At 44.0% G+C, this 24,289-nt stretch carries 27 protein-coding genes; 14 read left to right on the forward strand and 13 right to left on the reverse strand.

Annotated features, from left to right (window positions below):
• Window positions 1-92: 92 nt before the first annotated feature.
• Window positions 93-572 (forward strand): Cys-tRNA(Pro) deacylase, encoded by a 480-nt coding sequence (ybaK, locus tag NST79_RS06710; RefSeq protein WP_038828768.1) that lies wholly within the window; start codon window positions 93-95, stop codon window positions 570-572.
• 39 nt (window positions 573-611) lie between these two features.
• Here the strand turns inward: ybaK and NST79_RS06715 are convergent, their stop codons facing one another.
• From NST79_RS06715 to cotT, 4 genes are all read right to left on the reverse strand, one after another.
• Window positions 612-806, reverse strand: a complete 195-nt coding sequence (locus tag NST79_RS06715) for a DUF4177 domain-containing protein (RefSeq protein ID WP_003232825.1) — start codon at window positions 804-806, stop codon at window positions 612-614.
• 131 nt (window positions 807-937) lie between these two features.
• A complete protein-coding gene (locus NST79_RS06720; protein WP_003232822.1) occupies window positions 938-1,267 on the reverse strand; it encodes a YjdJ family protein in 330 nt (109 codons plus the stop codon).
• 606 nt (window positions 1,268-1,873) lie between these two features.
• Window positions 1,874-2,863, reverse strand: a complete 990-nt coding sequence (gene cyoE, locus NST79_RS06725) for a heme o synthase (RefSeq protein WP_212059235.1) — start codon at window positions 2,861-2,863, stop codon at window positions 1,874-1,876.
• A gap of 122 nt (window positions 2,864-2,985) precedes the next feature.
• Window positions 2,986-3,234 (reverse strand): spore coat protein CotT, encoded by a 249-nt coding sequence (gene cotT / locus NST79_RS06730; protein WP_015715704.1) that lies wholly within the window; start codon window positions 3,232-3,234, stop codon window positions 2,986-2,988.
• A 252-nt stretch (window positions 3,235-3,486) separates the two neighbouring features.
• Between cotT and pdaC the strand changes: the two genes are divergently transcribed.
• Window positions 3,487-4,890, forward strand: a complete 1,404-nt coding sequence (gene pdaC / locus NST79_RS06735) for a polysaccharide deacetylase family protein (protein WP_212059123.1) — start codon at window positions 3,487-3,489, stop codon at window positions 4,888-4,890.
• 39 nt (window positions 4,891-4,929) lie between these two features.
• Here pdaC and NST79_RS06740 read toward each other — a convergent pair whose 3' ends face one another.
• Entirely contained in the window at window positions 4,930-5,403 is a 474-nt protein-coding gene (locus tag NST79_RS06740) for a YjfA family protein (RefSeq protein WP_003244679.1), read from the reverse strand.
• Window positions 5,404-5,527: 124 nt separating this feature from the next.
• Window positions 5,528-5,695: a YjfB family protein gene (locus tag NST79_RS06745; RefSeq protein ID WP_014476499.1), complete on the reverse strand. Its 168-nt coding sequence runs from the start codon at window positions 5,693-5,695 to the stop codon at window positions 5,528-5,530.
• Window positions 5,696-5,821: 126 nt separating this feature from the next.
• Here NST79_RS06745 and NST79_RS06750 point away from each other — a divergent pair, with 126 nt between their 5' ends.
• A complete protein-coding gene (locus tag NST79_RS06750) occupies window positions 5,822-6,721 on the forward strand; it encodes a DUF2268 domain-containing protein (RefSeq protein WP_212059127.1) in 900 nt (299 codons plus the stop codon).
• A gap of 8 nt (window positions 6,722-6,729) precedes the next feature.
• Here the strand turns inward: NST79_RS06750 and NST79_RS06755 are convergent, their stop codons facing one another.
• Both NST79_RS06755 and NST79_RS06760 read right to left on the reverse strand, forming a co-directional pair.
• A complete protein-coding gene (locus NST79_RS06755) occupies window positions 6,730-7,128 on the reverse strand; it encodes a DUF2809 domain-containing protein (protein WP_017697549.1) in 399 nt (132 codons plus the stop codon).
• A 100-nt stretch (window positions 7,129-7,228) separates the two neighbouring features.
• On the reverse strand, window positions 7,229-7,804 hold the full coding sequence (locus tag NST79_RS06760; protein ID WP_014476503.1) for a YjgB family protein: 576 nt from the start codon (window positions 7,802-7,804) through the stop codon (window positions 7,229-7,231).
• Between the two features lie 145 nt (window positions 7,805-7,949).
• On the opposite strand from NST79_RS06760, the gene fdhF reads away from it, so the two are divergent.
• From fdhF to NST79_RS06780, 4 genes are all read left to right on the forward strand, one after another.
• Window positions 7,950-10,907 (forward strand): formate dehydrogenase subunit alpha, encoded by a 2,958-nt coding sequence (fdhF, locus tag NST79_RS06765; protein WP_212059129.1) that lies wholly within the window; start codon window positions 7,950-7,952, stop codon window positions 10,905-10,907.
• Entirely contained in the window at window positions 10,900-11,460 is a 561-nt protein-coding gene (locus NST79_RS06770) for a DUF1641 domain-containing protein (protein WP_003232799.1), read from the forward strand. The genes fdhF and NST79_RS06770 overlap by 8 nt, the downstream gene beginning before the upstream one ends.
• Window positions 11,461-11,656: 196 nt before the next feature.
• The gene (locus tag NST79_RS06775; RefSeq protein ID WP_003244850.1) at window positions 11,657-12,298 is read left to right on the forward strand and encodes a DUF4352 domain-containing protein; all 642 of its coding nucleotides are present in this window, start codon (window positions 11,657-11,659) and stop codon (window positions 12,296-12,298) included.
• Between the two features lie 78 nt (window positions 12,299-12,376).
• Window positions 12,377-13,003, forward strand: a complete 627-nt coding sequence (locus tag NST79_RS06780) for an NUDIX hydrolase (RefSeq protein ID WP_076457825.1) — start codon at window positions 12,377-12,379, stop codon at window positions 13,001-13,003.
• A gap of 30 nt (window positions 13,004-13,033) precedes the next feature.
• Here NST79_RS06780 and NST79_RS06785 read toward each other — a convergent pair whose 3' ends face one another.
• Window positions 13,034-13,312 carry a hypothetical protein gene (locus tag NST79_RS06785; protein WP_003232791.1) on the reverse strand — a complete coding sequence of 93 codons (279 nt, stop codon included), beginning with the start codon at window positions 13,310-13,312 and terminating at the stop codon, window positions 13,034-13,036.
• Between the two features lie 390 nt (window positions 13,313-13,702).
• Here NST79_RS06785 and yjiB point away from each other — a divergent pair, with 390 nt between their 5' ends.
• Both yjiB and NST79_RS06795 read left to right on the forward strand, forming a co-directional pair.
• Window positions 13,703-14,893 (forward strand): monooxygenase YjiB, encoded by a 1,191-nt coding sequence (gene yjiB / locus NST79_RS06790; protein ID WP_003232789.1) that lies wholly within the window; start codon window positions 13,703-13,705, stop codon window positions 14,891-14,893.
• Between the two features lie 22 nt (window positions 14,894-14,915).
• A complete protein-coding gene (locus NST79_RS06795) occupies window positions 14,916-16,094 on the forward strand; it encodes a glycosyltransferase (protein ID WP_212059131.1) in 1,179 nt (392 codons plus the stop codon).
• Between the two features lie 40 nt (window positions 16,095-16,134).
• Here the strand turns inward: NST79_RS06795 and NST79_RS06800 are convergent, their stop codons facing one another.
• Window positions 16,135-16,323: a hypothetical protein gene (locus NST79_RS06800; protein WP_003232781.1), complete on the reverse strand. Its 189-nt coding sequence runs from the start codon at window positions 16,321-16,323 to the stop codon at window positions 16,135-16,137.
• A gap of 173 nt (window positions 16,324-16,496) precedes the next feature.
• Between NST79_RS06800 and NST79_RS06805 the strand changes: the two genes are divergently transcribed.
• A complete protein-coding gene (locus tag NST79_RS06805; protein WP_212059139.1) occupies window positions 16,497-17,309 on the forward strand; it encodes a uroporphyrinogen-III synthase in 813 nt (270 codons plus the stop codon).
• Between the two features lie 45 nt (window positions 17,310-17,354).
• Here the strand turns inward: NST79_RS06805 and fetB are convergent, their stop codons facing one another.
• The 3 genes from fetB to NST79_RS06820 all read right to left on the reverse strand — a co-directional run bounded on the left by fetB (window position 17,355) and on the right by NST79_RS06820 (window position 19,953).
• Window positions 17,355-18,107, reverse strand: a complete 753-nt coding sequence (gene fetB / locus NST79_RS06810; protein WP_212059141.1) for an iron export ABC transporter permease subunit FetB — start codon at window positions 18,105-18,107, stop codon at window positions 17,355-17,357.
• Window positions 18,107-18,859: a phosphate ABC transporter ATP-binding protein gene (locus NST79_RS06815; protein WP_048655273.1), complete on the reverse strand. Its 753-nt coding sequence runs from the start codon at window positions 18,857-18,859 to the stop codon at window positions 18,107-18,109. Before NST79_RS06815 ends, fetB begins: the two co-directional genes overlap by 1 nt.
• Window positions 18,860-18,978: 119 nt before the next feature.
• Window positions 18,979-19,953 (reverse strand): multidrug resistance efflux transporter family protein, encoded by a 975-nt coding sequence (locus tag NST79_RS06820; protein ID WP_048655274.1) that lies wholly within the window; start codon window positions 19,951-19,953, stop codon window positions 18,979-18,981.
• A gap of 131 nt (window positions 19,954-20,084) precedes the next feature.
• Here NST79_RS06820 and NST79_RS06825 point away from each other — a divergent pair, with 131 nt between their 5' ends.
• The 4 genes from NST79_RS06825 (at window position 20,085) to uxaC (ending at window position 24,231) form a co-directional block, all read left to right on the forward strand.
• Entirely contained in the window at window positions 20,085-20,582 is a 498-nt protein-coding gene (locus tag NST79_RS06825; RefSeq protein ID WP_029317652.1) for a cupin domain-containing protein, read from the forward strand.
• A 388-nt stretch (window positions 20,583-20,970) separates the two neighbouring features.
• The gene (locus tag NST79_RS06830) at window positions 20,971-21,393 is read left to right on the forward strand and encodes a DUF1641 domain-containing protein (RefSeq protein ID WP_003220510.1); all 423 of its coding nucleotides are present in this window, start codon (window positions 20,971-20,973) and stop codon (window positions 21,391-21,393) included.
• A gap of 39 nt (window positions 21,394-21,432) precedes the next feature.
• Window positions 21,433-22,611, forward strand: a complete 1,179-nt coding sequence (locus NST79_RS06835) for an FAD-dependent oxidoreductase (RefSeq protein ID WP_003232765.1) — start codon at window positions 21,433-21,435, stop codon at window positions 22,609-22,611.
• A gap of 198 nt (window positions 22,612-22,809) precedes the next feature.
• Entirely contained in the window at window positions 22,810-24,231 is a 1,422-nt protein-coding gene (gene uxaC, locus NST79_RS06840; RefSeq protein WP_212059144.1) for a glucuronate isomerase, read from the forward strand.
• Window positions 24,232-24,289: the final 58 nt, after the last annotated feature.

The following is a 24,289-nucleotide window of genomic DNA, read 5'->3' on the forward strand; positions in this document are numbered from 1 at the left end:
CTAGTAACCTTGAAAATGCAGGTTAGGATGATAGAATTTACATATTACTGCAAGAAGTTAGACATACATCATTTTGATAGTGGGTGAAAACAATGGCGAAAAAAATGGCAAAAACAAATGCGGTTCGTCTGATAGAACAGCAGAACATCTCTTATGAGGTATTAGGGTATAAAACAGACGGCCAGCCGGTAGATGGCATCTCTGTTGCGGAAAAAATCGGTTATCCTTTGAAATATGTATATAAAACGTTGGTTGCAGCAGCAGGAACAAATCATTATTATGTCTTTGTTGTACCCGTTGCAGAAGAGTTAGATGTAAAAAAGGCAGCAAAGGTGACAGGGGAAAAGAAAATAGAAATGCTTGCAATGAAGGAGCTATTAGCGGTAACTGGCTATCTTCGCGGCGGCTGCTCGCCAATTGGCATGAAAAAATTGTTCCCGACCTATATTGATGCATCTGCAGAAACGCTTGATTTTATTATTGTCAGTGCAGGGAAAATCGGTATGCAGCTAAAGTTGGCGCCACAAGATTTAGCCAGATCATGTGATGCCGCATTTGCAGAAATTGTATAGATGCAGATATAGGGGAACGAAAAAGCTTAGTCATATGGATTAAGCTTTTTCCGCATCCCTTTCAAATATGATTTCAAAATAAGCAGCTGCCCCATACCCATCTATACTGGGAGCGAAAATCTGAACGAATCTCCAGCCTCTTTTCGCATAATCATGGATGATTTGCTGGTAGTCTTCTTTAGGCCTTCTTCTCATCGTACTCAGCTCAACTCTTACGAATTCATATTCTTTCATCGTTTGATCCCTCCTATTAAGGTATACGCATAATTGAGCAAGAAGTTCCGAAAACCTAGGTTAAGGTCTGCCTCACTAAACACAGGAACATCTTGAAGAGTTAAGGGGCTATAAAAACGAATTTCACCGGGTCAGCAGTCCAAATGAATCTCTTGCTTATTGCATTTGACTGAGTATATAAGTAAAAAAAGAGCGGCCAGAACATATAAGAAGGAGATGATCATTAACGCACTCATAACAGGGTAGTGTTTAGCGGAGTAAATGAAAAAATCAAGCTGTGAAATTTGTTTGGGGCTGCTGACGGCATCAATTCCATTAAGCAGTTTTGAGAGTTTAGCAGTATAGTTCCAATCAAATCGATCTGAAACAAGCTCGCTTCCTTGATACCAATTAACAGCAGCTAAAAACAGAAATACCATAATAGAAAATCCAAGCTGAACAACTAAAAATATTCCCTTCACTTTTGTATGACCTCCAAATCTATGAATATGGGAAAATCAAACAATATATTACCACCGTATGGGTTATTCTTGCAATTTCACTTCCATACAACTCAAACGCAAGTCTATTTTTTTGTTTGTTTTTGGCTTATAATACCTGATGATGGAAAAAGAGTGAGGGTTTATAGATTAGAGAAACAAATGTATTTATTTGTGGAGAGAGTATAGAAGCATTCGATTAGATCTGCTTTTTCACAGAAACGGTTTTCATCTGTTTGCCTGAGCTTTACAATTGGCTGGCTAAAAAACAATGATTTCTTTCAATCAAAACATGCAACGATGCGACACATTTTATATCTTGATGACTTATCTCATTGCCTTTAAGTCATCCTATCGAGAAAGCGATGGTATTTTATGAACAAAGAAACCCTAAAAAACATACTCATGATTTTTTCAATATGCGTAACCCTCCGAGAAACCGATGGTATGCGCATAGCTGATAGCTGGATTTTGAGTGAGATTATACGATTTTTGATTTGCATGGTTGTGTTTTTTGCCATGACATTTCTATTAGATGCTGTTTTTCCAAACAAAAAAGAGTCACATTAATGTGTGGCTCTTTTTGCATCATCTGATCAGAAACATCATAAATGAATCGATCATCATGATGAAGAACAGCAAGCAAAAATAAATAAGCGAGTAGACAAACATATCCTTTGCCCACTTCACGTCATCGTCTGTTTTGAATCCTTTGATGCTTTTTTTGATCCATATGCCTCCGAGAACCAAGGCGGCTAAGAAATAAAATGGGCTTATATGGCCGGTGCCGAGAGAGAAAGGAAATAATAGCGTGACCGGCACCAGGACGGCAATATATTGCATCATTTTTATTTTTGTTACATGGTTGCCTTTGACTACTGGCAAGAGCGGAACGCCAGCGGCACGATATTCCTCTTTGCGTCTTATCCCAATCGCCCAAAAATGCGGCGGCTGCCACAGAAACATAATCGTGTACAACAGCACTGCTGTCATACTGAGGTCACCGGTTACGGCACAATACCCCATCAATGGCGGCGCAGCACCTGGAAAGCTCCCGACAAATGTGCTCCACACAGACGTTCGTTTCACCCATACCGTATAGATGATCGCATAAAAAATAAAGGCGGCCAGTCCGAGAAAGGCCGTTAATGGATTAAGGGAATAAAGCATGGCAAGACCTGCGATTCCTAACACAGAGCCATATGTTAAGATCATGGCTGGCGGCATTTTCCCTGTGACCGAGGCCCTGCTGCGAGTGCGTGCCATTTTTGCGTCCATATGCCGATCAAAATAGTTGTTATAGACAGTGCCGGAAGCCATCACAAACGCGGTTCCCAACATTGCTGTTACCATTGTCATCAAAAAAGCCAAGCCGGTTAACGTTTTTTCTGCGCTTGCAAACGCGATCCAAAATCCGCCGAAGGCTGCTATCGAGTTTGATATGATAATGCCGGGTTTTGCAAGTTTGATAAAATCGTAAATGGTTACCCGGTTCGAAGCTTTTATGTATTTTGTTTCAGATATGGCTGCAGAATCTCTTGTATTCTTCAAAAATAGACGCCTCCCCCAAAACTGCATGCTTTTGTTATCGTAACAAGAGGGGGACGGAATCACAATTATTTCCTATATTTTTCATGATATTGTCATTTTTAAAACAAAAAAATGGGGAGCTGGACTGCCCCCATTTTGATATGCGGCGACTAGTAACCGTAACCCCCGCCATATCCTCCGCCATAACCGCCGCCGTAACCGTGCCAAGGGTAGTAAGGCGGTCGCGGGCGCGGGTAGTAATAAGGTGGGCGCGGATAAAACGGGTAGAACGGATAATACGGTCTTGGATAATAATAAGGCGGATAAAATGGCGGTCTCGGACGCGGATAATAATAAGGCTGTCTTTCATCATAAGGGGTAATTTGTTCAAATGACTGTTCATTCAAAGGGTAATCCAAGAGGAAAACCTCCCTAGCTTTTTTTATTCCTTTTACCATATTCCTGATGCTTAAGTTGGGTGTATGTACATTCATGAAATTCGGTTTTTTTATGATGAAATTCCTTAAAAAGGATTGACATGAACTTCTAAATCTCATAGTATTACAAATGTGAAATAAATGTTACTACAATGTTACAAAAACATTTCTAAATAGATACAGTTCCAACTGATGAAGAGTAAATCGAAATGGCTACGAAAGAAGGAGTTTTTGTTGTTGGCAAAAAGAATCAAATGGTTTCATGTATTAATAGCAGTTGTATGTGTGGTGGGCCTTATCGGCTTTTTCCATAATCATTCATTGAAAAAAGAAACGGTCATGAATAAAGTAAGAACTGATTCTCAATATGGGAATGTTGAGATCGCAACGCTTGTGAATGACGGGAAAACTTTTAATTACGCGGTTAACTATCCCGTTTTCAAAAATGAAAAAATGGATTCGGCATTAAAAAGATTCGCAGAAAAAGAGGTTCGTCAATTTCAAAAGGAAACAAAGGACGTTGACCAAGAGCATACGACAAAACGCAACGAATTAAATGTTGATTATAAAATTGTCCATTATGCCAAACAGACAGTGGCGATTGTATTTAATGAATATAAATACATCGGCGGGGCACACGGGCAAACCGTGAAAAAAACGTTTAACTATGATTTTAATAAACAAGCGTTTCTTTCCATTGATGATATTTTCAAAGAGGACGCTGACTACTTACATAAGCTTTCGTTAATCGCTTATCACGAGCTGAAAAAGAATAAGGACATTGCCGCGGACGATGCACTGTTAAAGGAAGGGACGGCTCCGAAAAAAGAAAATTTCAGCCGCTTTGCCATCAAGGAGGATTATATCGAACTTTACTTTGACACATATCAGGTTGCAGCAGGCTATCTTGGAGAGCAATCGATTGCCATTAAGAAAAGTCTTTTGAAAGACATTCTGAAAGAACAATATATTGATAAAGCAAAAAATAAAAATAAAATCAAAGAACAAAAGCCGAAGCATGAAGTGATTTCTTTACCCAAAGAGGAAACAGTTGATCCAAATCAAAAAGTCATTGCGCTTACTTTCGACGACGGCCCGAATCCTGCGACAACAAATCAGATTCTAGACTCCTTGAAGAAATATAAGGGTCATGCCACGTTTTTTGTTTTGGGGAGCAGAGTTCAATATTATCCGGAAACGCTAATAAGAATGCTGAAAGAAGGAAATGAGGTGGGGAACCATTCATGGAGCCATCCGCTTCTCACAAGGCTTTCAGTGAAAGAAGCGTTAAAGCAGATCAATGATACGCAAGACATCATTGAAAAAATAAGCGGATATCGTCCGACGCTTGTAAGACCCCCATACGGCGGCATTAATGATGAACTGCGGAGTCAAATGAAAATGGATGTTGCGTTATGGGATGTTGACCCGGAAGATTGGAAAGACCGTAACAAAAAAACAATTGTTGACCGTGTCATGAATCAGGCGGGAGATGGAAGAACCATTTTGATTCACGATATTTACCGCACCTCTGCTGATGCGGCCGATGAAATTATAAAAAAGCTCACCGATCAAGGCTATCAATTGGTGACAGTTTCTCAGCTTGAAGAGGTTAAAAAACAAAGAGAAGCGAAATAAATTAGAAAAGGCTGTCCGTACGGACAGCCTTTTTTCTATTTAATAAGAGCCTGTGGTGGCCCAAACATTTAAGTTTGGTCCTGAATACTTGCCGAAAGCGTAAGAAGTCCTTGGATCTAAATCATATACCATCGGTGTATAGCAAGACTTTTGGCCGGCCACCGCTTTTCCATTGCCGCCTGCAGAATCACAATTATATCTTTTTCCGTCTGTGTTCCGGGTAATCTCCGCATTTGCTTCATAGCCAGACGTCAATGTATTATTCATCGTGATTTTTGCCCAAGCCGTTTTACATGTACTGCTGAATTTAAGCTCGACTACTCCGATGACTTGATTGCTGGCATTCACTAAGTTTGAGGATTTTTTTGTAGAGCCGCTGGACGCACAATCATTGTAATAAGGGCTTTTTCCATCGTAGGCATGGGTTTCCGCCTTGGCGGGTGCACCTTTGACGGCAAAAACAAATACTACTGCGAATAACACCAATGAAGCCTTCATAAACAGTCTTTTCAATTTATGACCTCCTTAATATGGCAAACAATAAATCATATGGAGGAACAATCAAAACATGCATGCTTTTTTGTGAACAATAAAGGCGGCCGGGAGGATGGAGTTCTTGGCCGCCTCTGGTATGAGGTTATGCTTTTACATCAATGGTTTGTCCGAGAGTTGGATGTTGAATCATCTTTAAGGTTTGATCGGCATTTTGCTGGGCGGTGTCCAGCATTTTTTTCGTTAAAGCAATATTTACATTCTGGGCAAGGGATGCTTGATGCATCGCAACCGATAAAGCAGGAATATCCATGGTTCCACCTCCTATGCCTTACCTATCGGCGGGTTTGTATGATTTTACAGTGAAAAATGGCTTAATTTCTCTTGTTGACCCTTACGCTGCGGCATATCGTATGTTTTTGACAAGGAGGGAATCAGGATGAATCTAGTAATGGAAAAGACCTTTGAGCAATACGAAAAGCTGTTTTCAATGGAAGAACAGAAAAGAGAAGATGTATTTCGGTATACGATGATGAGGCCGTTTGAAAAGATGTGGACCGCCATCCATGTTCCGCTGAAAGCGAAGGAGCCAAACGGCTATGATGTGATCATGGCTGCGAAAATGCTTGGCTATTTGGATGTCCGTGATGTTGAAATCGGACAGAAAGCACTGCGAATACTGAAAGAATCACATGTTTCAGAGACTGCGGAATCTGCACTTCGGCAATGCATACTTTTTGATGAGCGCGAACAGCTGCGGGTGAATGCAAAGGAGATCAAATTCGGCCTTTATATCGCTGATCCAAATAAGCTTCAGCTGCAAAAAGGCTACTGCGGGTTTGGCGGGATACCGGGCTTTATTCATGTATGGATTAATCCGAACCGTTATAACCTGCCAAGGATTCCTTCCATTATTGCTCATGAGTTTCATCATAATGTGCGGTTTTCGTATATAGATTTTCATCATGGCTCTGTAAGTGTCGGGGATTATCTTGTGATTGAAGGATTGGCGGAATCATTCGCCAGAGAGCTGTTTGGTACGGAACGATTGGGCCCTTGGGTAACTCGTTTTGATCATGAGGATTTGCAATATTCCATTGATGTGATTAATGAGGTGTTGGATGTGAAAGGAGTTTCGGAAGTCAGCCGTTATATGTTTGGTGATCCAATTGCTAACGACCAAGGCTTTAAGCCTGCAGATTTATCGGCTTTTGCGGGTTATGCAGTTGGCTATCATGCCGTTCAGTCATTTATGAATCAACATCATATCACGATAAGCGAGGCCACACGTTTGGATGCGAAGACCATTCTTTCTCAATGCGGGCTGTTTTCTACATGAAAAAAGCGTCACATACAGCGGCGCTTTTTGATTCCCAAAACCAGCAGTTCTATGGCGGCACAGGCGGCAATTCCGATTGTATATGCTTCGATATCGCTCCATAAAAAACCGTACCCCAGTACAAGCCCGCCAAGAGAAGTATCCCTAATCTGGTCGATCCATTCGGCATGATAGAGCTGGCTGAATTCAATGACAAAACAGAAAGAAAGACTGATAATGCCCGTTATCATTGTCTTCAGCTTCCGAAATAGAAATCCGCATCCCGTAAAGATCATGGCGGCCCACAACGAGTCTCCCAGATAAGTATTGAGAGTATCAGGAAGAACACTGGAGAATGCTCTGGATCCAAGCCCCAGCCCAATGATCAGTACGGTGAAAACTGCATATATCCAACGATTTCGCTTCATTGCGAATTGATACCCCGTCTCTTTTTCATCTCCCTGTATTGTAAGGAATATAGCTTTTATTTGTCCACTAAAAAAGCGGCTGAATAGCCGCATAGGGTGTTTATTTTGCTTTTAGGTTTACATGGTCGGCTGTCTGATCTGTGCCTATTACAAAATGGAGTTCATAGCGGCCTGTATCATATACATAATCGATTTCATCGGTAAACGGGACGGTTAACACCCGATTTGCTGGTCCTAATTGCTTCTGCAGCACTTCCGGCGTAACTCCGCCTAAATTCAGCTGACGTTCCACACCGGTTCCAAAGTAGCGGATTTCTGAAATTGTCATGTCTTTATGATAGGAAAATCCGTAGCCCGGCTGTCCCATATTCCAGTGATATAAATCAAATCGATTGTCTCCCCCGACTGGTCTTTCCGGTTCCCCAAACGCAGCGTGGACATCCCCTTTTGTGCTTTTGTTAATGGTAAGGCCTTGCGCCTGCTGAGGCATTTCCCCTTTATAGGCGGTGTTATAGAGGTTTTTGACAAGCTCGGCGGCTGATTGATTCGTGTTTTCTGAGAGTGTGTTTGTTTGAGCTGCGGCCTTTGCCGGTGCTGAAAAGGACGCAGCCCCAAAGCCGGTAAAACAGCTTGTTACTGCTGCCGCAGCGGTAATAGCAGACATTGTCTTTTTCATGTTAATCCCTCCTTTTTTATCTACCATCCCGTTTCCCGGTGTTAGTGCAATAAAACATGTGAGTGCGCTTTGTATGTTTTATTGAGTTGTTGTAAGGGAACTGAAATAGGTAATTCGGTATATAAAGCAAGAAAGGGGAATGGAGATGCCTGGCAAGAAAAAAATCACAATAAACGGCGTTGAAATGGAAGCGTCCGAGGAACAGACGGTGCTGCAGCTTTTGAATAACAGCTCGATTGAAGTGCCGCAAGTTTGCTATCATCCAAGCTTAGGGCCGATTGAGACATGTGATACGTGCATCGTCAGCATCAATGGTGAGCTGAAGAGGTCGTGCTCCGCTGAATTAAAGGATGGGGATATCATTGATACGCTCTCACCTGACGTGAAAAAAGCGCAGGTCATCGGGATGGACAAGATTTTATATAATCATGAGCTTTATTGTACAGTTTGCGATTACAACAATGGGGGATGCGAAATACATAATACGGTGAAGGAAATGAAAATCAATCACCAAAGCATTCCGTTTGATCACAAGCCATACCATAAGGATGAATCCCATCCGTTTTATCGGTATGATCCAGATCAATGTATTTTGTGCGGACGCTGTGTTGAGGCATGCCAGGACGTTCAGGTAACTGAAACGCTGACCATTGACTGGGAGCGGAAACGCCCGCGCGTCATTTGGGATAACGACGTGCCGATCAATGAGTCGTCATGTGTGTCATGCGGCCATTGTTCAACGGTCTGTCCGTGCAACGCGATGATGGAAAAAGGAATGGAAGGGGAAGCCGGATATTTAACAGGCATCAATAACGAAACGCTGCGACCGATGATTGAGATCACGAAAGGCGTAGAGACAGGCTACGGCTCGATTCTCGCCATTTCTGATATGGAATCGGCCATGCGTGATGAACGAATCAAAAAAACGAAAACCGTCTGCACGTATTGCGGCGTCGGCTGCAGCTTTGATGTCTGGACAAAGGGCAGAGACATTCTGAAAGTAGAGCCGCAGGAGGAAGCGCCAGCCAACGGCATTTCTACTTGTGTGAAAGGCAAGTTCGGCTGGGATTTCGTCAACAGCGAAGAACGCCTGACAAAGCCGCTGATCCGGGAAGGCGATCATTTCCGTGAAGCAGAGTGGGAGGAGGTGTTATCGCTGATCGCCAGCAAGTTCACTGAATTAAAAGAGGCGTTTGGCCCGGATTCTCTCGCTTTTATTACATCTTCTAAATGTACAAATGAAGAATCCTATCTTATGGAAAAGCTGGCCAGAGGGGTCATTGGCACAAATAATGTGGACAACTGCTCCCGCTATTGCCAATCTCCTGCGACTGCCGGCCTGTTCCGGACAGTCGGCTATGGCGGTGATTCAGGATCAATTACAGATATCGCGCAAGCGGACCTTGTTTTGATTATCGGTTCGAACACGTCTGAGTCGCATCCAGTCTTATCCACTCGCATTAAACGGGCTCATAAGCTGAGAGGGCAGAAAGTGATCGTCGCGGATATCAGAAAACACGAAATGGCAGAACGCTCCGATTTATTTGTCCAGCCGCGTGCCGGATCGGATATCGTATGGCTGAATGCGATCGCCAAATATTTAATAGAAAACGGCAAGGCCGATGAACGATTTTTGAGAGAAAGAGTGAACGGACGGGATGAATATGTAAAAAGCCTCGCGCCGTACACACTTGAATATGCTGAGGAGAAAACCGGGATTGATCAAGAAACCCTTATCCAAATGGCAGAGATGATCGGGCAAGCTGACAGTGTGTGCGCATTGTGGGCGATGGGCGTGACACAGCACATTGGAGGAAGCGACACGAGCACGGCGATCTCTAACCTGCTGCTTGTGACAGGAAACTACGGAAAACCGGGAGCAGGTTCTTACCCATTGCGCGGCCATAATAACGTGCAGGGAGCAAGTGACTTCGGGAGTATGCCTGACAGACTACTGGGCTATGAAAAAGTGACGGATGAACAAGTCCGTCAAAAATACGAGCGGGTGTGGGGTGTGCCGCTGCCGAAGGAGCCGGGCATGACCAACCACGAAATGATTGAAAAAATCCATTCCGGACAGTTGAAAGCGATGTATGTAAAAGGTGAAGAAATGGGCTTGGTGGATTCCAACATCAATCATGTACATGCCGCATATGAAAAGCTTGATTTCTTTGTGGTGCAGGACATTTTCCTTTCACGTACAGCGGAGTTTGCTGATGTGGTTCTTCCTGCGAGCCCAAGCCTTGAAAAAGAAGGAACGTTTACAAACACAGAACGCCGGATTCAGCGTTTGTATCAGGTATTTGAACCGCTGGGTGAATCAAAGCCGGATTGGCAGATTATTATGGAGGTTGCCAATAAGCTTGGCGCCGGCTGGCACTATGAGCATCCTGCAGACATTATGGAGGAAGCAGCCAAGCTGTCGCCGATTTATGCCGGTGTCACCTATGAACGTCTTGAGGGCTATAATTCCCTGCAATGGCCTGTAAACGCTGATGGAAAGGATTCGCCTTTACTCTTTACAGAGCGCTTCCCTTTCCCGGACGGCAAGGCCATTCTCTACCCTGTCCAGTGGACAGAGCCTGAGGAATTCGGTGAGGAATATGATATCCATGTCAACAATGGGCGGCTCTTGGAGCACTTCCACGAAGGGAACCTGACTTACAAATCAAAAGGGATTTCGGAGAAAACACCGGAAGTTTTCTTAGAAATTTCTCCTGAGCTTGCGGCAGAACGAGGGATTCAGGACGGAACCCTCGTCAGACTCACATCGCCTTTCGGAAATGTCAAAGTGAAGTGCCTGATTACTGATCGAGTCAAAGGGAAGGAAGTATATCTGCCAATGAACGATTCAGGGGAAGCGGCGATCAACCTGTTAACAGGCAGCCATGCCGATAAGGATACCGATACGCCTGCTTACAAAGAAACATCGGCCAAGATGGAAATTTTGAAGCACGACGGAATCAGCCCGCTGCCTAAGATCAACCACCGCAACGGCAATCCGCAGCCGCAAATCGGTGTGCAGGTTCATAAGAAATGGGCGCGGAAGGATTATATTTTCCCTGGTGACGCTGTGAAAAGGGGGATGGGCCATAATGGCTAAAGCGATTAAACGAATCCAAAAAATCGAGGTAACAGAAGAGGATCAGCGAAAGCGTGATTTGCGGGAAATTGAAGATGCTCTAATTGACCACAAAGAAGCGATTCTCGAAACATTGCATATGCTGGGCCATATGAACGAGCGCGGTGTCCTGCCGTTGCTCCGCGGCCTTTTTGGTCAAGGGGATAAAGTTCTTGATATCCTGGTGAAAAAGGCAGATACAGAGGAAACAGCCAATACGCTGAAAAATCTGCTTCTTCTGTTTGGAACACTCGGCATGCTGGACGTGAAGCAGCTGGAGCCTCTCATTTTGAAAGTGAATGCGGGTGTGGCAAGCGCTGTAGAGCAGAAAAACAGTGAAGAAAAGACAGGTTATTTTGATATTATCCGCTCGCTAAAAGACCCGGAAATCAACAAATCAATTACACTGCTCTTTTCCTTTTTAAAAGGAATGGGACAAGATACAAAGGAGCTGGAACGCACGACGCAGCCTCCGGAACACCAAAAACATCATCAGGAACCCCGAGAGAAAAGAGGAATGAATAAGCGAGATTGACCTCCCACCCGAGCGGCTTCAGCCAGCTCGGGTTTTTTGATGAAAAGGTCTAATGGACTAGTAAAAAATATTCAAATACTAGGAAGAAGTAAGATTGTGATGAATGAGATAGAAATAATCGTTACTTTCTTACCTGTTAAGAAAAGGAAAAATCTGATTATAATAGAAATCGATTACTTTAGATGGGGGAACAATCATGAAAAAAGTCTTATTACTATTATTTGTCTTGACGATCGGGTTAGCGCTTTCTGCGTGCAGCCAATCGAGCGATGCGTCAGAGAAGGAAAAACCGAAAGAGAAAAAATCGCAAGAAGAGCTTGAAAAGGAACTTGATAAGGAATTGAAAAAAGGCGGTGAGCCGAAGACCAAAAAAGATGATCAAATACATAAAATAGGAGAAACATTTAAAGCAGGACATACGAATTTTACAGTGAATAAAGTTGATAGAGTGCAAAAAGGTGAATATATGAATGTTGGCGGAGCTGTAAATGAGGAGACAAAAACAATAAAAGATGATGAGGAACGGCTTATTATAGAAGTTACGATGGAAAATATAGGGGAAGATTCAATAAGCTACAATTTTATCGGGTTTGATTTAAGAGATAAGAATGATCAATCAGTGCGGCCTGTTTTTTCTATAGAAGAGAAGGGCAGAATCCTTATGGGAGGAACACTAGTATCGGGGAAAAAGGTTACAGGTGTACTCAGTTATGTCATCCCTAAAGGAGAACAGAAACATTACACACTGGTATATAATCCGTTTTTAGCTGATACAAATAGCAGTAATACAGAAGAGAGAGTAAAGGACGATATTGATTACTTGGTGAAGTTAGATTAGAAGCTAATTTACAGTTGCACGTTTTTCATCTGTGGAAAACGTGCATTTTTTATAGCGAAACTTGACTTGAAAGGATGAGTGATAAAAGTGCAAACCAAATGGCTGGAACGGGCACAGCGGATTCGGGCGATCGCCCAAGCGGGGCTTGCTTTTTCCAAGGATGTGTACGACAGGGAGAGGTACGAAGAGCTAATGAAGCTTAGCGCGGAAATGATGGCGGATTACTCGGAGAAGGACATTGAAGTTATCACTGATTTATGGCAAGGCGAGAAGGGCTATCCAACACCGAAAGCGGATGTTCGCGGCGCTGTATTCAGAGAGAATCAGATTTTGCTTGTCCGGGAGAAGCATGATGAGCTGTGGTCGCTGCCGGGCGGATTTTGCGAGATTGGTTTATCGCCGGCTGAAAACGTTGTCAAGGAAATCAAAGAAGAGTCGGGGTACGATACAGAGCCGTCTCGATTGCTGGCCGTGCTAGACAGCCATAAACACTCTCATCCCCCTCAGCCTTATCACTATTATAAAATCTTCATCGCATGCAGCATGACGGGCGGGCAGGGGGAAACAGGGATCGAGACGAATCATGCCGCTTTTTTTCCGGAAGACAGACTCCCGCCGCTTTCTCCTAAACGAAACACACCCTCACAGCTTAGCATGCTGTTTGACTTTTTGCGCCATCCGGACAAGAAAACGATATTTGACTAAAAAAGAAAGAGCCTGTGGGCTCTTTCTTTTTTATAATGTAATGTGTTTTTCGTTGGCGAGTTTCAGAAGGGTCAAAATAGAATCGGCTTGTTTATGGCCGAGTTTTTGCTTTAATTTGTTTTCTTCAACTAATCGGCTGCCATAAATTTTGACGGAGGCTTTGTCGACGACAGTATGCCAGTTTTCCTGTTTTTTTCCCTCAACAAGCGGTTTTTCATGTCTCTCAGAAAAAGAGAACACAAAGAGTACGAATGCAAGTGAAAGTAGGATTCCGACAACTTGTTTTTTGTAATCAGTCTGTGCTGCCACGTTGTTCTCTCCTTCACCTTTTACCTTCTATTTAATCATAGAACCAAATTATTTTACATAATGGGAAAGTCATTTTTGGAGTTAGTGCATTTGGTTGAAAACAGAGGCGTTTTTTGAGCGGAGCGGTGCAATTGAATCCATATTGGATTTGCGTGCTTATGCCTAAGGTCACGTTGTGAGCCAAAACAGCAGTGCAGAATAGAAAAAAATTGAAAGATTATGGTAAGATGAACGAAATTCGAGGGGGAATATATGATGCCTGCATCGAACATCGTGATCGCCTGCCTGCTGTTATCAATTTAATTATTTGTGGTAGTCCCTCTCTTTTTCGAAAGCGGGAGGTGAAGTGGAACATTAATTGCTGAATTCTTTCAAGGGGAGTGACCGTACATGAATGTGTTAAACCGCCGGCAAGCCTTGCAGCGAGCGCTGCTCAATGGGAAAAACAAACAGGATGCGTATCATCCGTTTCCATGGTATGAATCGATGAGAAAGGATGCGCCTGTTTCCTTTGATGAAGAAAACCAAGTGTGGAGCGTTTTTCTTTATGATGATGTCAAAAAAGTTGTTGGGGATAAAGAGTTGTTTTCCAGTTGCATGCCGCAGCAGACAAGCTCTATTGGAAATTCCATCATTAACATGGACCCGCCGAAGCATACAAAAATCCGTTCAGTCGTGAACAAAGCCTTTACTCCGCGCGTGATGAAGCAATGGGAACCGAGAATTCAAGAAATCACAGATGAACTGATTCAAAAATTTCAGGGGCGCAGTGAGTTTGACCTTGTTCACGATTTTTCATACCCGCTTCCGGTTATTGTGATATCTGAGCTGCTGGGAGTGCCTTCAGCGCATATGGAACAGTTTAAAGCATGGTCTGATCTTCTGGTCAGTACACCGAAGGATAAAAGTGAAGAAGCTGAAAAAGCCTTTTTGGAAGAACGAGATAAGTGTGAGGAAGAACTGGCCGCGTTTTTTGCCGGCATCATAGAAGAAAAGCGAAACAAACCGGAACAGGATATTATTTCTATTTTAGTGGAAGCGGAAGAAACAGGCGAGAAGCTGTCCGGTGAAGAGCTGATTCCGTTTTGCACGCTGCTGCTGGTGGCCGGAAATGAAACCACTACAAACCTGATTTCAAATGCGATGTACAGCATATTAGAAACGCCAGGCGTTTACGAGGAACTGCGCAGCCATCCTGAACTGATGCCTCAGGCAGTGGAGGAAGCCTTGCGTTTCAGAGCGCCGGCCCCGGTTTTGAGGCGCATTGCCAAGCGGGATACGGAGATCGGGGGGCACCTGATTAAAGAAGGTGATATGGTTTTGGCGTTTGTGGCATCGGCAAATCGTGATGAAGCAAAGTTTGACAGACCGCACATGTTTGATATCCGCCGCCATCCCAATCCGCATATTGCGTTTGGCCACGGCATCCATTTTTGCCTTGGGGCCCCGCTTGCCCGTCTTGAAGCAAATATCGCGTTAACGTCTTTGATTTCTGCTTTTCCTCATATGGAGTGCGTCAGTATCACTCCGATTGAAAACAGTGTGATATACGGATTAAAGAGCTTCCGTGTGAAAATGTAATAGATAAGGAGACTGGAGATTCATGAAAAAGTACCATATTTCGATGATCAATATCCCGGCGTACGGACATGTCAATCCTACGCTTGCTTTAGTAGAGAAGCTTTGTGAGAAAGGGCACCGTGTCACGTACGCGACGACTGAGGAGTTTGCGCCCGCTGTTCAGCAAGCCGGTGGAGAAGCATTGATCTATCATACATCCTTGAATATTGATCCTAAGCAAATCAGGGAGATGATGGAAAAGAATGACGCGCCCCTCAGCCTTTTGAAAGAATCACTCAGCATTCTGCCGCAGCTTGAGGAGTTATATAAGGATGATCAGCCTGATCTGATCATCTATGACTTTGTTGCGCTGGCTGGTAAATTGTTTGCTGAAAAGCTTAATGTTCCGGTCATTAAGCTCTGTTCGTCATATGCCCAAAATGAATCCTTTCAGTTAGGAAATGAAGACATGCTGAAGAAAATAAAAGAAGCAGAGGCTGAATTTAAAGCCTACTTGGAGCAAGAGAAGTTGCCGGCTGTTTCATTTGAACAGTTAGCTGTGCCGGAAGCATTAAATATTGTCTTTATGCCGAAGTCTTTTCAGATTCAGCATGAGACGTTCGATGACCGTTTCTGTTTTGTCGGCCCCTCTCTCGGAGAACGGAAGGAAAAAGAAAGCCTGTTGATTGACAAGGATGATCGCCCGCTTATGCTGATTTCTTTGGGTACGGCGTTTAACGCATGGCCGGAATTTTACAAGATGTGCATCAAGGCATTTCGGGATTCTTCATGGCAAGTGATCATGTCTGTTGGGAAAACGATTGATCCAGAAAGCTTGGAGGATATTCCTGCTAACTTTACCATTCGCCAAAGTGTGCCGCAGCTTGAGGTGTTAGAGAAAGCTGATTTGTTCATCTCTCATGGCGGGATGAACAGTACGATGGAAGCGATGAACGCAGGTGTGCCGCTTGTCGTCATTCCGCAAATGTATGAGCAGGAGCTCACTGCAAATCGGGTTGATGAATTAGGCCTTGGCGTTTATTTGCCGAAAGAGGAAGTGACTGTTTCCAGCCTGCAGGAAGCGGTTCAGGCTGTATCCAGTGATCAAGAGCTGCTCAGCCGCGTCAAGAATATGCAAAAGGATGTAAAAGAAGCTGGCGGAGCGGAGCGTGCGGCAGCTGAGATTGAAGCGTTTATGAAAAAATCCGCTGTCCCGCAGTAAAAACATAAAAACCGAAATCAATTTGATTTCGGTTTTCTGTTTAAATATTTTTTTTCATCCCGCATCTCCGGCATTCTCTAAGAAATTTTCCGCCTTTTACAGAGCTTTTGAACAGTGTGTAATCACAGTTGTCGCAGCGCCCGCTGCGGGCATCCGGATATTCATTGAATTCGTAAACAATCGATGTATCGTAGCCTTTTGTTTCATATTCTTCTTTTTTTGTTTCCATGTCGATCCTCCGTTACAAGACGTGTCTGCTGTTTATCTTACAGCAAGCTTCCGGCGTATTCAATGGATTTTAGGAGTTTGGGTTTATCTTGATTTCTCCCTTGGTTTGCGCCAAAATAGCTTTAATAAGCTTGTATACATAAAAAGCCTATGCAAAGAGGAGAGGAAACGGGTATGGGAAAAGGGTTACTTGGAAAACGTGTGGCAATCGGTGGCTCACGAAAAACGGAAGAAATCAGTACAATCATTGAAAAACAGGGCGGAATACCTGTCATCCGGCCTCTCCAAGGTACAGTTTACTTAGCAGAGAAGCAGGTGGAGCCGGATTTGCGGACGTTTGCGGAAGAAAAAGCTGACTGGGTCATTTTCACGACAGGCATCGGGTTGGAGACTCTTGTCGATATGGCAGAGAAAATTGGACTGAAAGATGAGTTTCTGCAGGCCATTTGCCAAGCGAAAGCGGCATGCCGGGGATACAAAACGCTGTCTGCGCTGAAAAAGCTTGGAATCACACCGGAAGCTTCGGATGAAGACGGGACAACAAGAGGCTTAATCCGTTCTTTGGAGCCTCACGACTTTTCAGGAAAAACAGTCATGGTGCAGCTTCATGGCGAAAAAGCGCCGGCTCTCATGGCATTTCTTGAAGAAAAAGGCGCGTCTGTCCTGCCGATTCTGCCTTATCAGCACATCCCGCCGGAGGAGGAAACGGTGGAGCGGTTATGCCGAGAGCTGATGAACCGTGAGATCGATGCCGTTTGTTTTACAACGGCCATTCAGGTTCGTTCCCTGTTTGATTTTGCTAAGGGGCGAGGTTATATCAATGAAGTGAAGAAGGTATTCGAAGAACGCGCCATCGCAGCTGCTGTCGGAAAAGTGACTGCTGAAGCACTGCGGGAAGAGGGCATTACGAGACTGCTTGCGCCAGAGATTGAGCGGATGGGTGCGATGATTGTTGAGCTGGCCAAGTATTATGAAGAAAAGGAATAACAAGTACAAAAAGCCGCTTTTCCATTGGAAAGCGGCTTTTGTCTGTCATTCATTCTGCTTCAGCTGCTGATGAACGGTGAATAATGATGGGTATGTCAGCACGCTTAAGATTACACAAGTCAGCGCGGCTGAGGCTATCGTTGTAAACACGATTAAGAGCTGAAAGCGTACTGCCTGAATCGGGTCCGCGCCGGCTAGAATCTGGCCAGTCATCATGCCGGGAAGCTGGACAAGACCCAGTGTTTTCTGGCTTTCGAGCGTCGGGATCATACTCATTTTCATCGCTGAGGTAAGAATGCGCTGTATGGATTGCTTCGGTGTGCCGCCAAGTGACAATATTAATTGAATTTCTTCTTTGCGAACGCCGACTTCTGAGTTAAGCCGGTTTAGAAACAAACTTGAGAGCACCATCGAATTTCCGATGACCATCCCGCTGATCGGAATGACATATCGTGCCGTAAGCGGAATGATATGAAGAGACAGAAGAATTCCCTGCGTCACCATTTCTACGATTGCTAACGCGGCAAACACCCTCCAAAATGAACCGATTGCATTTTTCTTTCGCTTGATGACATTTTGCGCCGCCACCGCGAGCATTAACAGCACCATCAGCAGGATAAAAACAGGGTGGTCTCCGCGAAAAATCAGCGACAAAACATAACCGATGATAAGCAGCTGCACCGCGGCCCGGATGGTGGCGATGATCATGTCTTTTTCTACACCGGCTTTAAAGGATTTTGATAAAAACAAGGCGATCAAAACAAAGATCATCGTTAAAGAGAGAGAAAGGTAATCCATTACCGAGTGCCTCCCTTCAAAAATTCTTTCGCTGCTTCATGCTGCGGAGCGGAGAAAAATGTTTCGGTTTCAGCGATTTCAAGCAGCCGGCCATCTGCCATAAACCAAATGGTATCGGCTACTCGTTTTGCCTGCTCCATATTATGAGTAACCCACATGACTGTCCATTTTTTCTCTTGATGCTGACGTTTGATCAGTTCTTCAATCTCAAGAGCAGAAACCGGGTCCAAGGCCGACGTGATTTCGTCCAACAATAGAATGGAGGAAGGATTTGAGAGCGTTCTGGCCAGTGACAGTCTTTGCCGCTGCCCGCCCGATAAGTCTCTGGCGCTTCTATCTAACAGCTCTGGCGGCAGCCCTGCAAGAGAAGCCAGCTTTTCAGGAGAGTACAGCTGGGATTGATGCAGCCTTTGTACAAGACTTAAATTGTCACGCACTGTCCCGTCGAGCACGGGAGCCGATTGAAACGCGAGGGCTGCCGTTCGCCTCAGCTCATTGACATTCCATTCTCTGACTTCCTTTCCATATATGTTGACTTCGCCGCTGTCAGGCGTTCTCATTAAATTACACATAGAAAGGAGGGTGCTTTTGCCTGAGCCGGAAGGACCTAAAACGGCTACGATTGCACCCTGTTGAATGTCTCCGGTGACATCCTGCAGCACATCATAGGTTTGTCCATCTTGTTTATAGCTTTTTCTGACTGATCTGAAGGAGATGGCTGGTATGTTTTGTGTTTGATCGTTTGCTTCCATTACAATAATCACCTTTCAATATAAGTAGGCTGACATTATATTTAACTATAACGTGAAACAGATTCCTTTTGGTAGCACAAATAAAGGAGAACAGGCTTTCACCCATTCTCCTGCAGATGCTACGCAGTCAGATTTGACTGTGCTTTCTTTTTCGGTTTTCTCGGCTGTGAAGTGAAGGTATGTAACATCATCCCCGCTATTATAATGAATAAACCGGCAAATGATAAAAGAGATGGGAAAACGCCTGACAGCAGAACAATTTCACCAAGCAGCGCGAAAATCACTTCACCGGATTGAGTGGCTTCAACAGCTGCGAGTTTTTGCGGATTGTCTCTTACCATATCAGTGGCCCAGAAAAATAAAACCGTCGCAATGATGCCTGAGCTGACGGCAACGATAAAGGATTGAACGGTTTGACTTGCTGTTGGAAGGCCATCTGACCACCAGCCGTAAGCTGCTAATATAAGCCAGAATGGAAGGCTTGCCAATGTCATTCCAAGCACGCGCTGAAATGTATCAAGCCGGCCTCCGTATTCTTCGAGCATTCTTCGGTTTCCTAACGGATAGGCAAAAGCCGCAATGACAACCGGCAGCACACTGAAAAGCAGCATCCTCCCAGAAAGCGATTCTGCATGCTGAAGCTGAATCAGAGCCGCTCCAATCAGGATGATCACAGAAGTGCCAAGTGAAACCAGGGGAATCTTTTGGCGAACGAGCTGCGGAGCGCCCGGCATATCTTGTTTGACATAAAACAAAGGAGATAAGAGTACCCCGGCTACAATTGTAATTTGCCAGGTTCCGGCTATGAGCCACCCCGGACCGTATGCAGCCGCAAATGTAATCGGCGCGTAAAAAAGCACGAAACCGACGAAGCTCCATTTGATCCAATAAAACGGCTTTTTCCTCATCTCTAGTAAGAGAGGCGTGAATGTCCCTCTCATGATGACAATCAAACATAAAAATGGCACCATAAAAATAAAGCGCAGCGAAGAGCTCCAAAGCCAGCTGCCTCCTGATAACTCCATCGCTCTGTTTAATATAAAGGTAACGGCGAAAAAGAGTGAAGCCAATATTCCGATAACGATAGCTTTCATGATATCCCTCATTCTGGCATTATTTTTTTATACTATACTATTCGGTATCATGCAGATCAATGGAATCATGAGAAAAACATCATGTTTTGCGAACCGCTATGTGTGGAAGACAAAAAAGGGAGGTGAAATTGATGGAAAAAGAGACACAGACATACTTCTTTCCGGATGACGGCAGGATTCCGAATCACCCTGATTTTCCGCTCGTGGTGTATCAAAACGCGCTTAAGGACACCGGACTGGCAGAGCGGATCGTCATCCGGCATGGCTGGTCAAACAGCTGGTCAGGGAGTGTTTTTCCATACCATCATTATCACAGCAATACGCATGAAGTCCTGATTGCCCTTAGGGGAGAGGCTGTGATTCAGTTTGGGGGAGAAAAAGGGGCTGCCATCCCTTTCAAATCAGGCGACGCAGTCGTGATTCCAGCCGGAGTCGGACATAAAAAGCTCAGCTCAAGCCCCGATTTTACTGTCCTTGGCGCCTATCCCGGTGGCGTTCAGTATGATATGAAGACGGGGAAACCGAATGAGCGGGAGGAAGCGGTCAAACAGATTAAGCAGGCGGCGTTGCCGGCGAATGATCCGATCACAGGAAAAAGAGAGCCTCTATTGGAAATATGGGTAAAGTGAAGGGGAGAAATTGTTGGATTGTCAATAACTAGTGCCGCAGAAACGTTATGACATGAGCTCCATATAAATTAATTTCATAATCGAAGCAATTCACGTTCAAATTTTGTTCAAAAAGTGTTATCATATAGAAGGTAATCGAATTGGAGTTTTTTGTGTTTGCTATTTTCAGAGAGAGTAAAGGATTTTGACTTATTCAATTGTTTATTTTTAGATAAAAATAATACTGAATATGGCAAGATGAAAAACTGGGTAGTAAACATTTATTTTTGTAAATGATTGTGCACGAATTCACAATCCTTATTCTTATGCCTTAAAAGCGTGAGACAGGGAGAGGCACTACCCTTTCCAAAAAAATCAGCAAACTGCTTATAGTAAAGGAGAATTGGATATGCCAGAAACAATCGATCAAACAAATGCGTCTGTCAGCCAAAGCCAGCAAGATCTTATTGATCAGCTATTAAAGCCAGAAGTTCAAGAATCATTGACTGTTTTAGTTGACCAGCTTCCGAAGCTGACTGAGTTAGTGAATATTTTAACGAAGTCTTATGATTTCGCTCAGTCTGTAGCGACTGACGAAGTGTTAAAAAGCGACACAGTCGGTGCGATCACTGAAATTCTTGAGCCTGTAAAAGAAACAGCGAAAGAAGTAGCTGCGACTGCGATTGAAGCAAAAGACCGCGCGGAAGCAAGCAACGAAACAATTGGACTTTTCGGCCTTCTTCGCATGCTGAAAGATCCTCAAGCTCAAAAGCTGTTCCGTTTTGCTAACAGCTACCTTGAAGTCATGAACGAACGCGAAAACCAAAAATAATCTCAGATTCAAATTGATATAAAGGACGGAGGATATACGATGTCAAAACATATTGTCATTCTAGGCGCTGGTTATGGCGGAGTTCTTTCTGCTCTAACAGTTCGCAAACATTACACAAAAGAACAAGCACGCGTGACAGTGGTAAACAAATACCCAACTCACCAAATCATTACGGAATTACACCGCCTTGCTGCAGGAAACGTGTCTGAAAAAGCGGTTGCAATGCCATTAGAAAAACTTTTCAAAGGCAAAGACATTGATCTTAAAATTGCGGAAGTAAGCTCTTTCTCTGTTGATAAAAAAGAAGTTGCGCTTGCTGACGGTTCTACATTAACTTACGATGCGCTTGTTGTAGGTCTTGGTTCTGTAACGGCTTACTTCGGCATCCCAGGTCTTGAAGAAAACAGCATGGTATTGAAATCTGCTGCCGATGCAAACAAAGTCTTCCAACATGTTGAAGATCGTGTGCGCGAGTACTCTAAAACGAAAAACGAAGCAGATGCAACAATCCTTATCGGCGGAGGCGGCTTAACAGGTGTTGAGCTTGTTGGTGAGCTTGCTGACATCATGCCGAACCTTGCGAAAAAATACGGCGTAGACCATAAAGAAATCAAATTGAAACTTGTTGAAGCAGGTCCGAAGATCCTTCCTGTTCTTCCGGATGATCTTATCGAGCGTGCGACTGCAAGCCTTGAAAAACGCGGCGTTGAGTTCTTAACAGGTCTTCCTGTTACAAATGTAGAAGGAAACGTAATCGATCTGAAAGACGGATCTAAAGTTGTTGCCAACACATTTGTTTGGACTGGCGGCGTACAAGGTAACCCATTAGTCGGTGAATCAGGCCTAGAAGTGAACCGCGGACGCGCGACTGTAAATGACTTCCTGCAATCTACATCTCATGAAGATGTATTCGTTGCTGGAGACAGCGCAGTTTACTTCGGTCCAGACGGCCGTCCATACCCGCCAACTGCACAAATCGCATGGCAAATGGGTGAGCTGATCGGTTACAACCTATTCGCTTACCTAGAAGGCAAAACGCTTGAAACATTCAAGCCAGTAAACTCTGGTACACTTGCAAGCCTTGGACGCAAAGACGCGGTTGCCATCATTGGTGCTAATTCTACACCGCTTAAAGGTCTTCCTGCTTCCTTGATGAAAGAAGCAAGTAATGTACGATATTTGACACATATTAAAGGACTTTTCAGCCTGGCTTACTAATCCTTTTAATGAATCTGGCATTGCCAAAAGCATTCCTTTCCGAGTGCTTTCTGGCAATGTCTTTTTTTTGTTTATATGCCAACGTTAACATTTTATTTTCAAAAAAGAGATTGAACCCAGAGGAATATAAAGGTAAAATAAAAACAAATCAAAATGTTAACGTTAACATTTTGAAATAGAATGAAAGACGGTGAGGACATGGATCCCTTCATGGGCGAAAACTTTTTATTGAAAAATGAAACCGCTGTCAGCCTCTATCACAATTATGCGAAAGACATGCCAATTATTGATTACCACTGCCACTTAAGTCCGAAAGAAATCTATGAAAATAAGACATTTCAAAACATCACGGAAGCCTGGCTGTATGGTGACCATTATAAATGGCGCATCATGAGAGCCAATGGAATTGAGGAGACATACATTACCGGAGATGCGCCTGATGAGGAGAAATTTATGGCTTGGGCGAAAACCGTGCCGATGGCGATTGGCAACCCGCTCTACAACTGGACTCACTTAGAATTGCAGCGTTTTTTTGGCATTTATGAGATTTTAAACGAGAAGTCCGGGCCGGCTATATGGAAACAGACAAATAAACTGCTCCAAGGGGAAGGCTTCGGGGCAAGGGATTTAATCGTAAAATCAAATGTAAAGGTCGTTTGCACAACTGATGATCCTGTCGATTCTCTTGAATACCATCTATTATTAAGAGAAGACAAAGACTTTCCTGTCAGCGTGCTGCCTGGATTTCGGCCGGATAAAGGGCTTGAGATCAATCGTGAAGGCTTTCCTGAGTGGGTGCAGGCGCTTGAAGATGCCGCCGCCATATCCATTGCAACCTATGATGAGTTTTTAAAGGCGTTGGAAAAACGAGTGCGATTCTTCCACTCAGCCGGCGGCAGAGTTTCTGATCACGCGATAGATTCAATGGTATTTGCCGAAACAACAAAAGAAGAAGCTGGACGGATTTTTTCTGACAGATTACAAGGAACAGAGGTTTCTTGTGAAGATGAGAAGAAATTTAAGACATATACGCTTCAGTTTCTTTGCGGTTTGTATGCGGAGCTCGATTGGGCGATGCAGTTTCATATCAACGCTTTAAGAAACACGAATACAAAAATGATGAAAAGGCTCGGACCTGATACAGGGTATGATTCAATGAACGATGAAGAAATTGCTAAGCCTTTATACAAGCTGTTGAACTCAGTTGAGATGAAGAACCAGCTGCCGAAAACGATTTTATATTCACTGAATCCAAATGATAACTATGTCATCGCCAGCATGATCAACAGTTTTCAGGACGGTATTACCCCAGGAAAAATACAATTCGGCACAGCCTGGTGGTTTAACGATACTAAAGACGGGATGCTCGACCAAATGAAAGCGTTATCAAATGTTGGCCTTTTCAGCCGTTTTATCGGCATGCTCACCGATTCCAGAAGCTTTCTTTCGTATACGCGCCACGAATATTTCAGGCGGATCGTCTGCAATTTGATTGGAGAATGGGTGGAAAACGGCGAAGTGCCACGCGATATGGAGCTTCTGGGAAGCATCGTTCAGGGGATTTGCTATGACAATGCGAAACACTACTTTCAATTTCAAGAAGAGAAAGCAAACGTGTAACAAAGTATCCGCTCAGCATCGCTGAGCGGATCACTATCCGAAAATTCTTAAGACACAG

Source organism: Bacillus sp. PS196, assembly GCF_037963555.1.
GTDB classification, from domain to species: Bacteria; Bacillota; Bacilli; order Bacillales; family Bacillaceae; genus Bacillus; species Bacillus subtilis.

What these genes read in the sequence shown, in the direction of transcription:
- ybaK (WP_038828768.1), top strand. Translation starts at nt 93, where the DNA reads ATGGCGAAAAAAATGGCAAAAACAAATGCGGTTCGTCTGATAGAACAG.
- NST79_RS06715 (WP_003232825.1), bottom strand. Translation starts at nt 806, where the DNA reads ATGAAAGAATATGAATTCGTAAGAGTTGAGCTGAGTACGATGAGAAGA.
- cyoE (WP_212059235.1), bottom strand. Translation starts at nt 2,863, where the DNA reads ATGCAGTTTTGGGGGAGGCGTCTATTTTTGAAGAATACAAGAGATTCT.
- NST79_RS06745 (WP_014476499.1), bottom strand. Translation starts at nt 5,695, where the DNA reads ATGGATATTCCTGCTTTATCGGTTGCGATGCATCAAGCATCCCTTGCC.
- NST79_RS06750 (WP_212059127.1), top strand. Translation starts at nt 5,822, where the DNA reads ATGAATCTAGTAATGGAAAAGACCTTTGAGCAATACGAAAAGCTGTTT.
- NST79_RS06755 (WP_017697549.1), bottom strand. Translation starts at nt 7,128, where the DNA reads ATGAAGCGAAATCGTTGGATATATGCAGTTTTCACCGTACTGATCATT.
- NST79_RS06760 (WP_014476503.1), bottom strand. Translation starts at nt 7,804, where the DNA reads ATGAAAAAGACAATGTCTGCTATTACCGCTGCGGCAGCAGTAACAAGC.
- fdhF (WP_212059129.1), top strand. Translation starts at nt 7,950, where the DNA reads ATGCCTGGCAAGAAAAAAATCACAATAAACGGCGTTGAAATGGAAGCG.
- NST79_RS06770 (WP_003232799.1), top strand. Translation starts at nt 10,900, where the DNA reads ATGGCTAAAGCGATTAAACGAATCCAAAAAATCGAGGTAACAGAAGAG.
- NST79_RS06775 (WP_003244850.1), top strand. Translation starts at nt 11,657, where the DNA reads ATGAAAAAAGTCTTATTACTATTATTTGTCTTGACGATCGGGTTAGCG.
- yjiB (WP_003232789.1), top strand. Translation starts at nt 13,703, where the DNA reads ATGAATGTGTTAAACCGCCGGCAAGCCTTGCAGCGAGCGCTGCTCAAT.
- NST79_RS06795 (WP_212059131.1), top strand. Translation starts at nt 14,916, where the DNA reads ATGAAAAAGTACCATATTTCGATGATCAATATCCCGGCGTACGGACAT.
- NST79_RS06800 (WP_003232781.1), bottom strand. Translation starts at nt 16,323, where the DNA reads ATGGAAACAAAAAAAGAAGAATATGAAACAAAAGGCTACGATACATCG.
- NST79_RS06805 (WP_212059139.1), top strand. Translation starts at nt 16,497, where the DNA reads ATGGGAAAAGGGTTACTTGGAAAACGTGTGGCAATCGGTGGCTCACGA.
- fetB (WP_212059141.1), bottom strand. Translation starts at nt 18,107, where the DNA reads ATGGATTACCTTTCTCTCTCTTTAACGATGATCTTTGTTTTGATCGCC.
- NST79_RS06815 (WP_048655273.1), bottom strand. Translation starts at nt 18,859, where the DNA reads ATGGAAGCAAACGATCAAACACAAAACATACCAGCCATCTCCTTCAGA.
- NST79_RS06820 (WP_048655274.1), bottom strand. Translation starts at nt 19,953, where the DNA reads ATGAAAGCTATCGTTATCGGAATATTGGCTTCACTCTTTTTCGCCGTT.
- NST79_RS06825 (WP_029317652.1), top strand. Translation starts at nt 20,085, where the DNA reads ATGGAAAAAGAGACACAGACATACTTCTTTCCGGATGACGGCAGGATT.
- NST79_RS06830 (WP_003220510.1), top strand. Translation starts at nt 20,971, where the DNA reads ATGCCAGAAACAATCGATCAAACAAATGCGTCTGTCAGCCAAAGCCAG.
- NST79_RS06835 (WP_003232765.1), top strand. Translation starts at nt 21,433, where the DNA reads ATGTCAAAACATATTGTCATTCTAGGCGCTGGTTATGGCGGAGTTCTT.
- uxaC (WP_212059144.1), top strand. Translation starts at nt 22,810, where the DNA reads ATGGATCCCTTCATGGGCGAAAACTTTTTATTGAAAAATGAAACCGCT.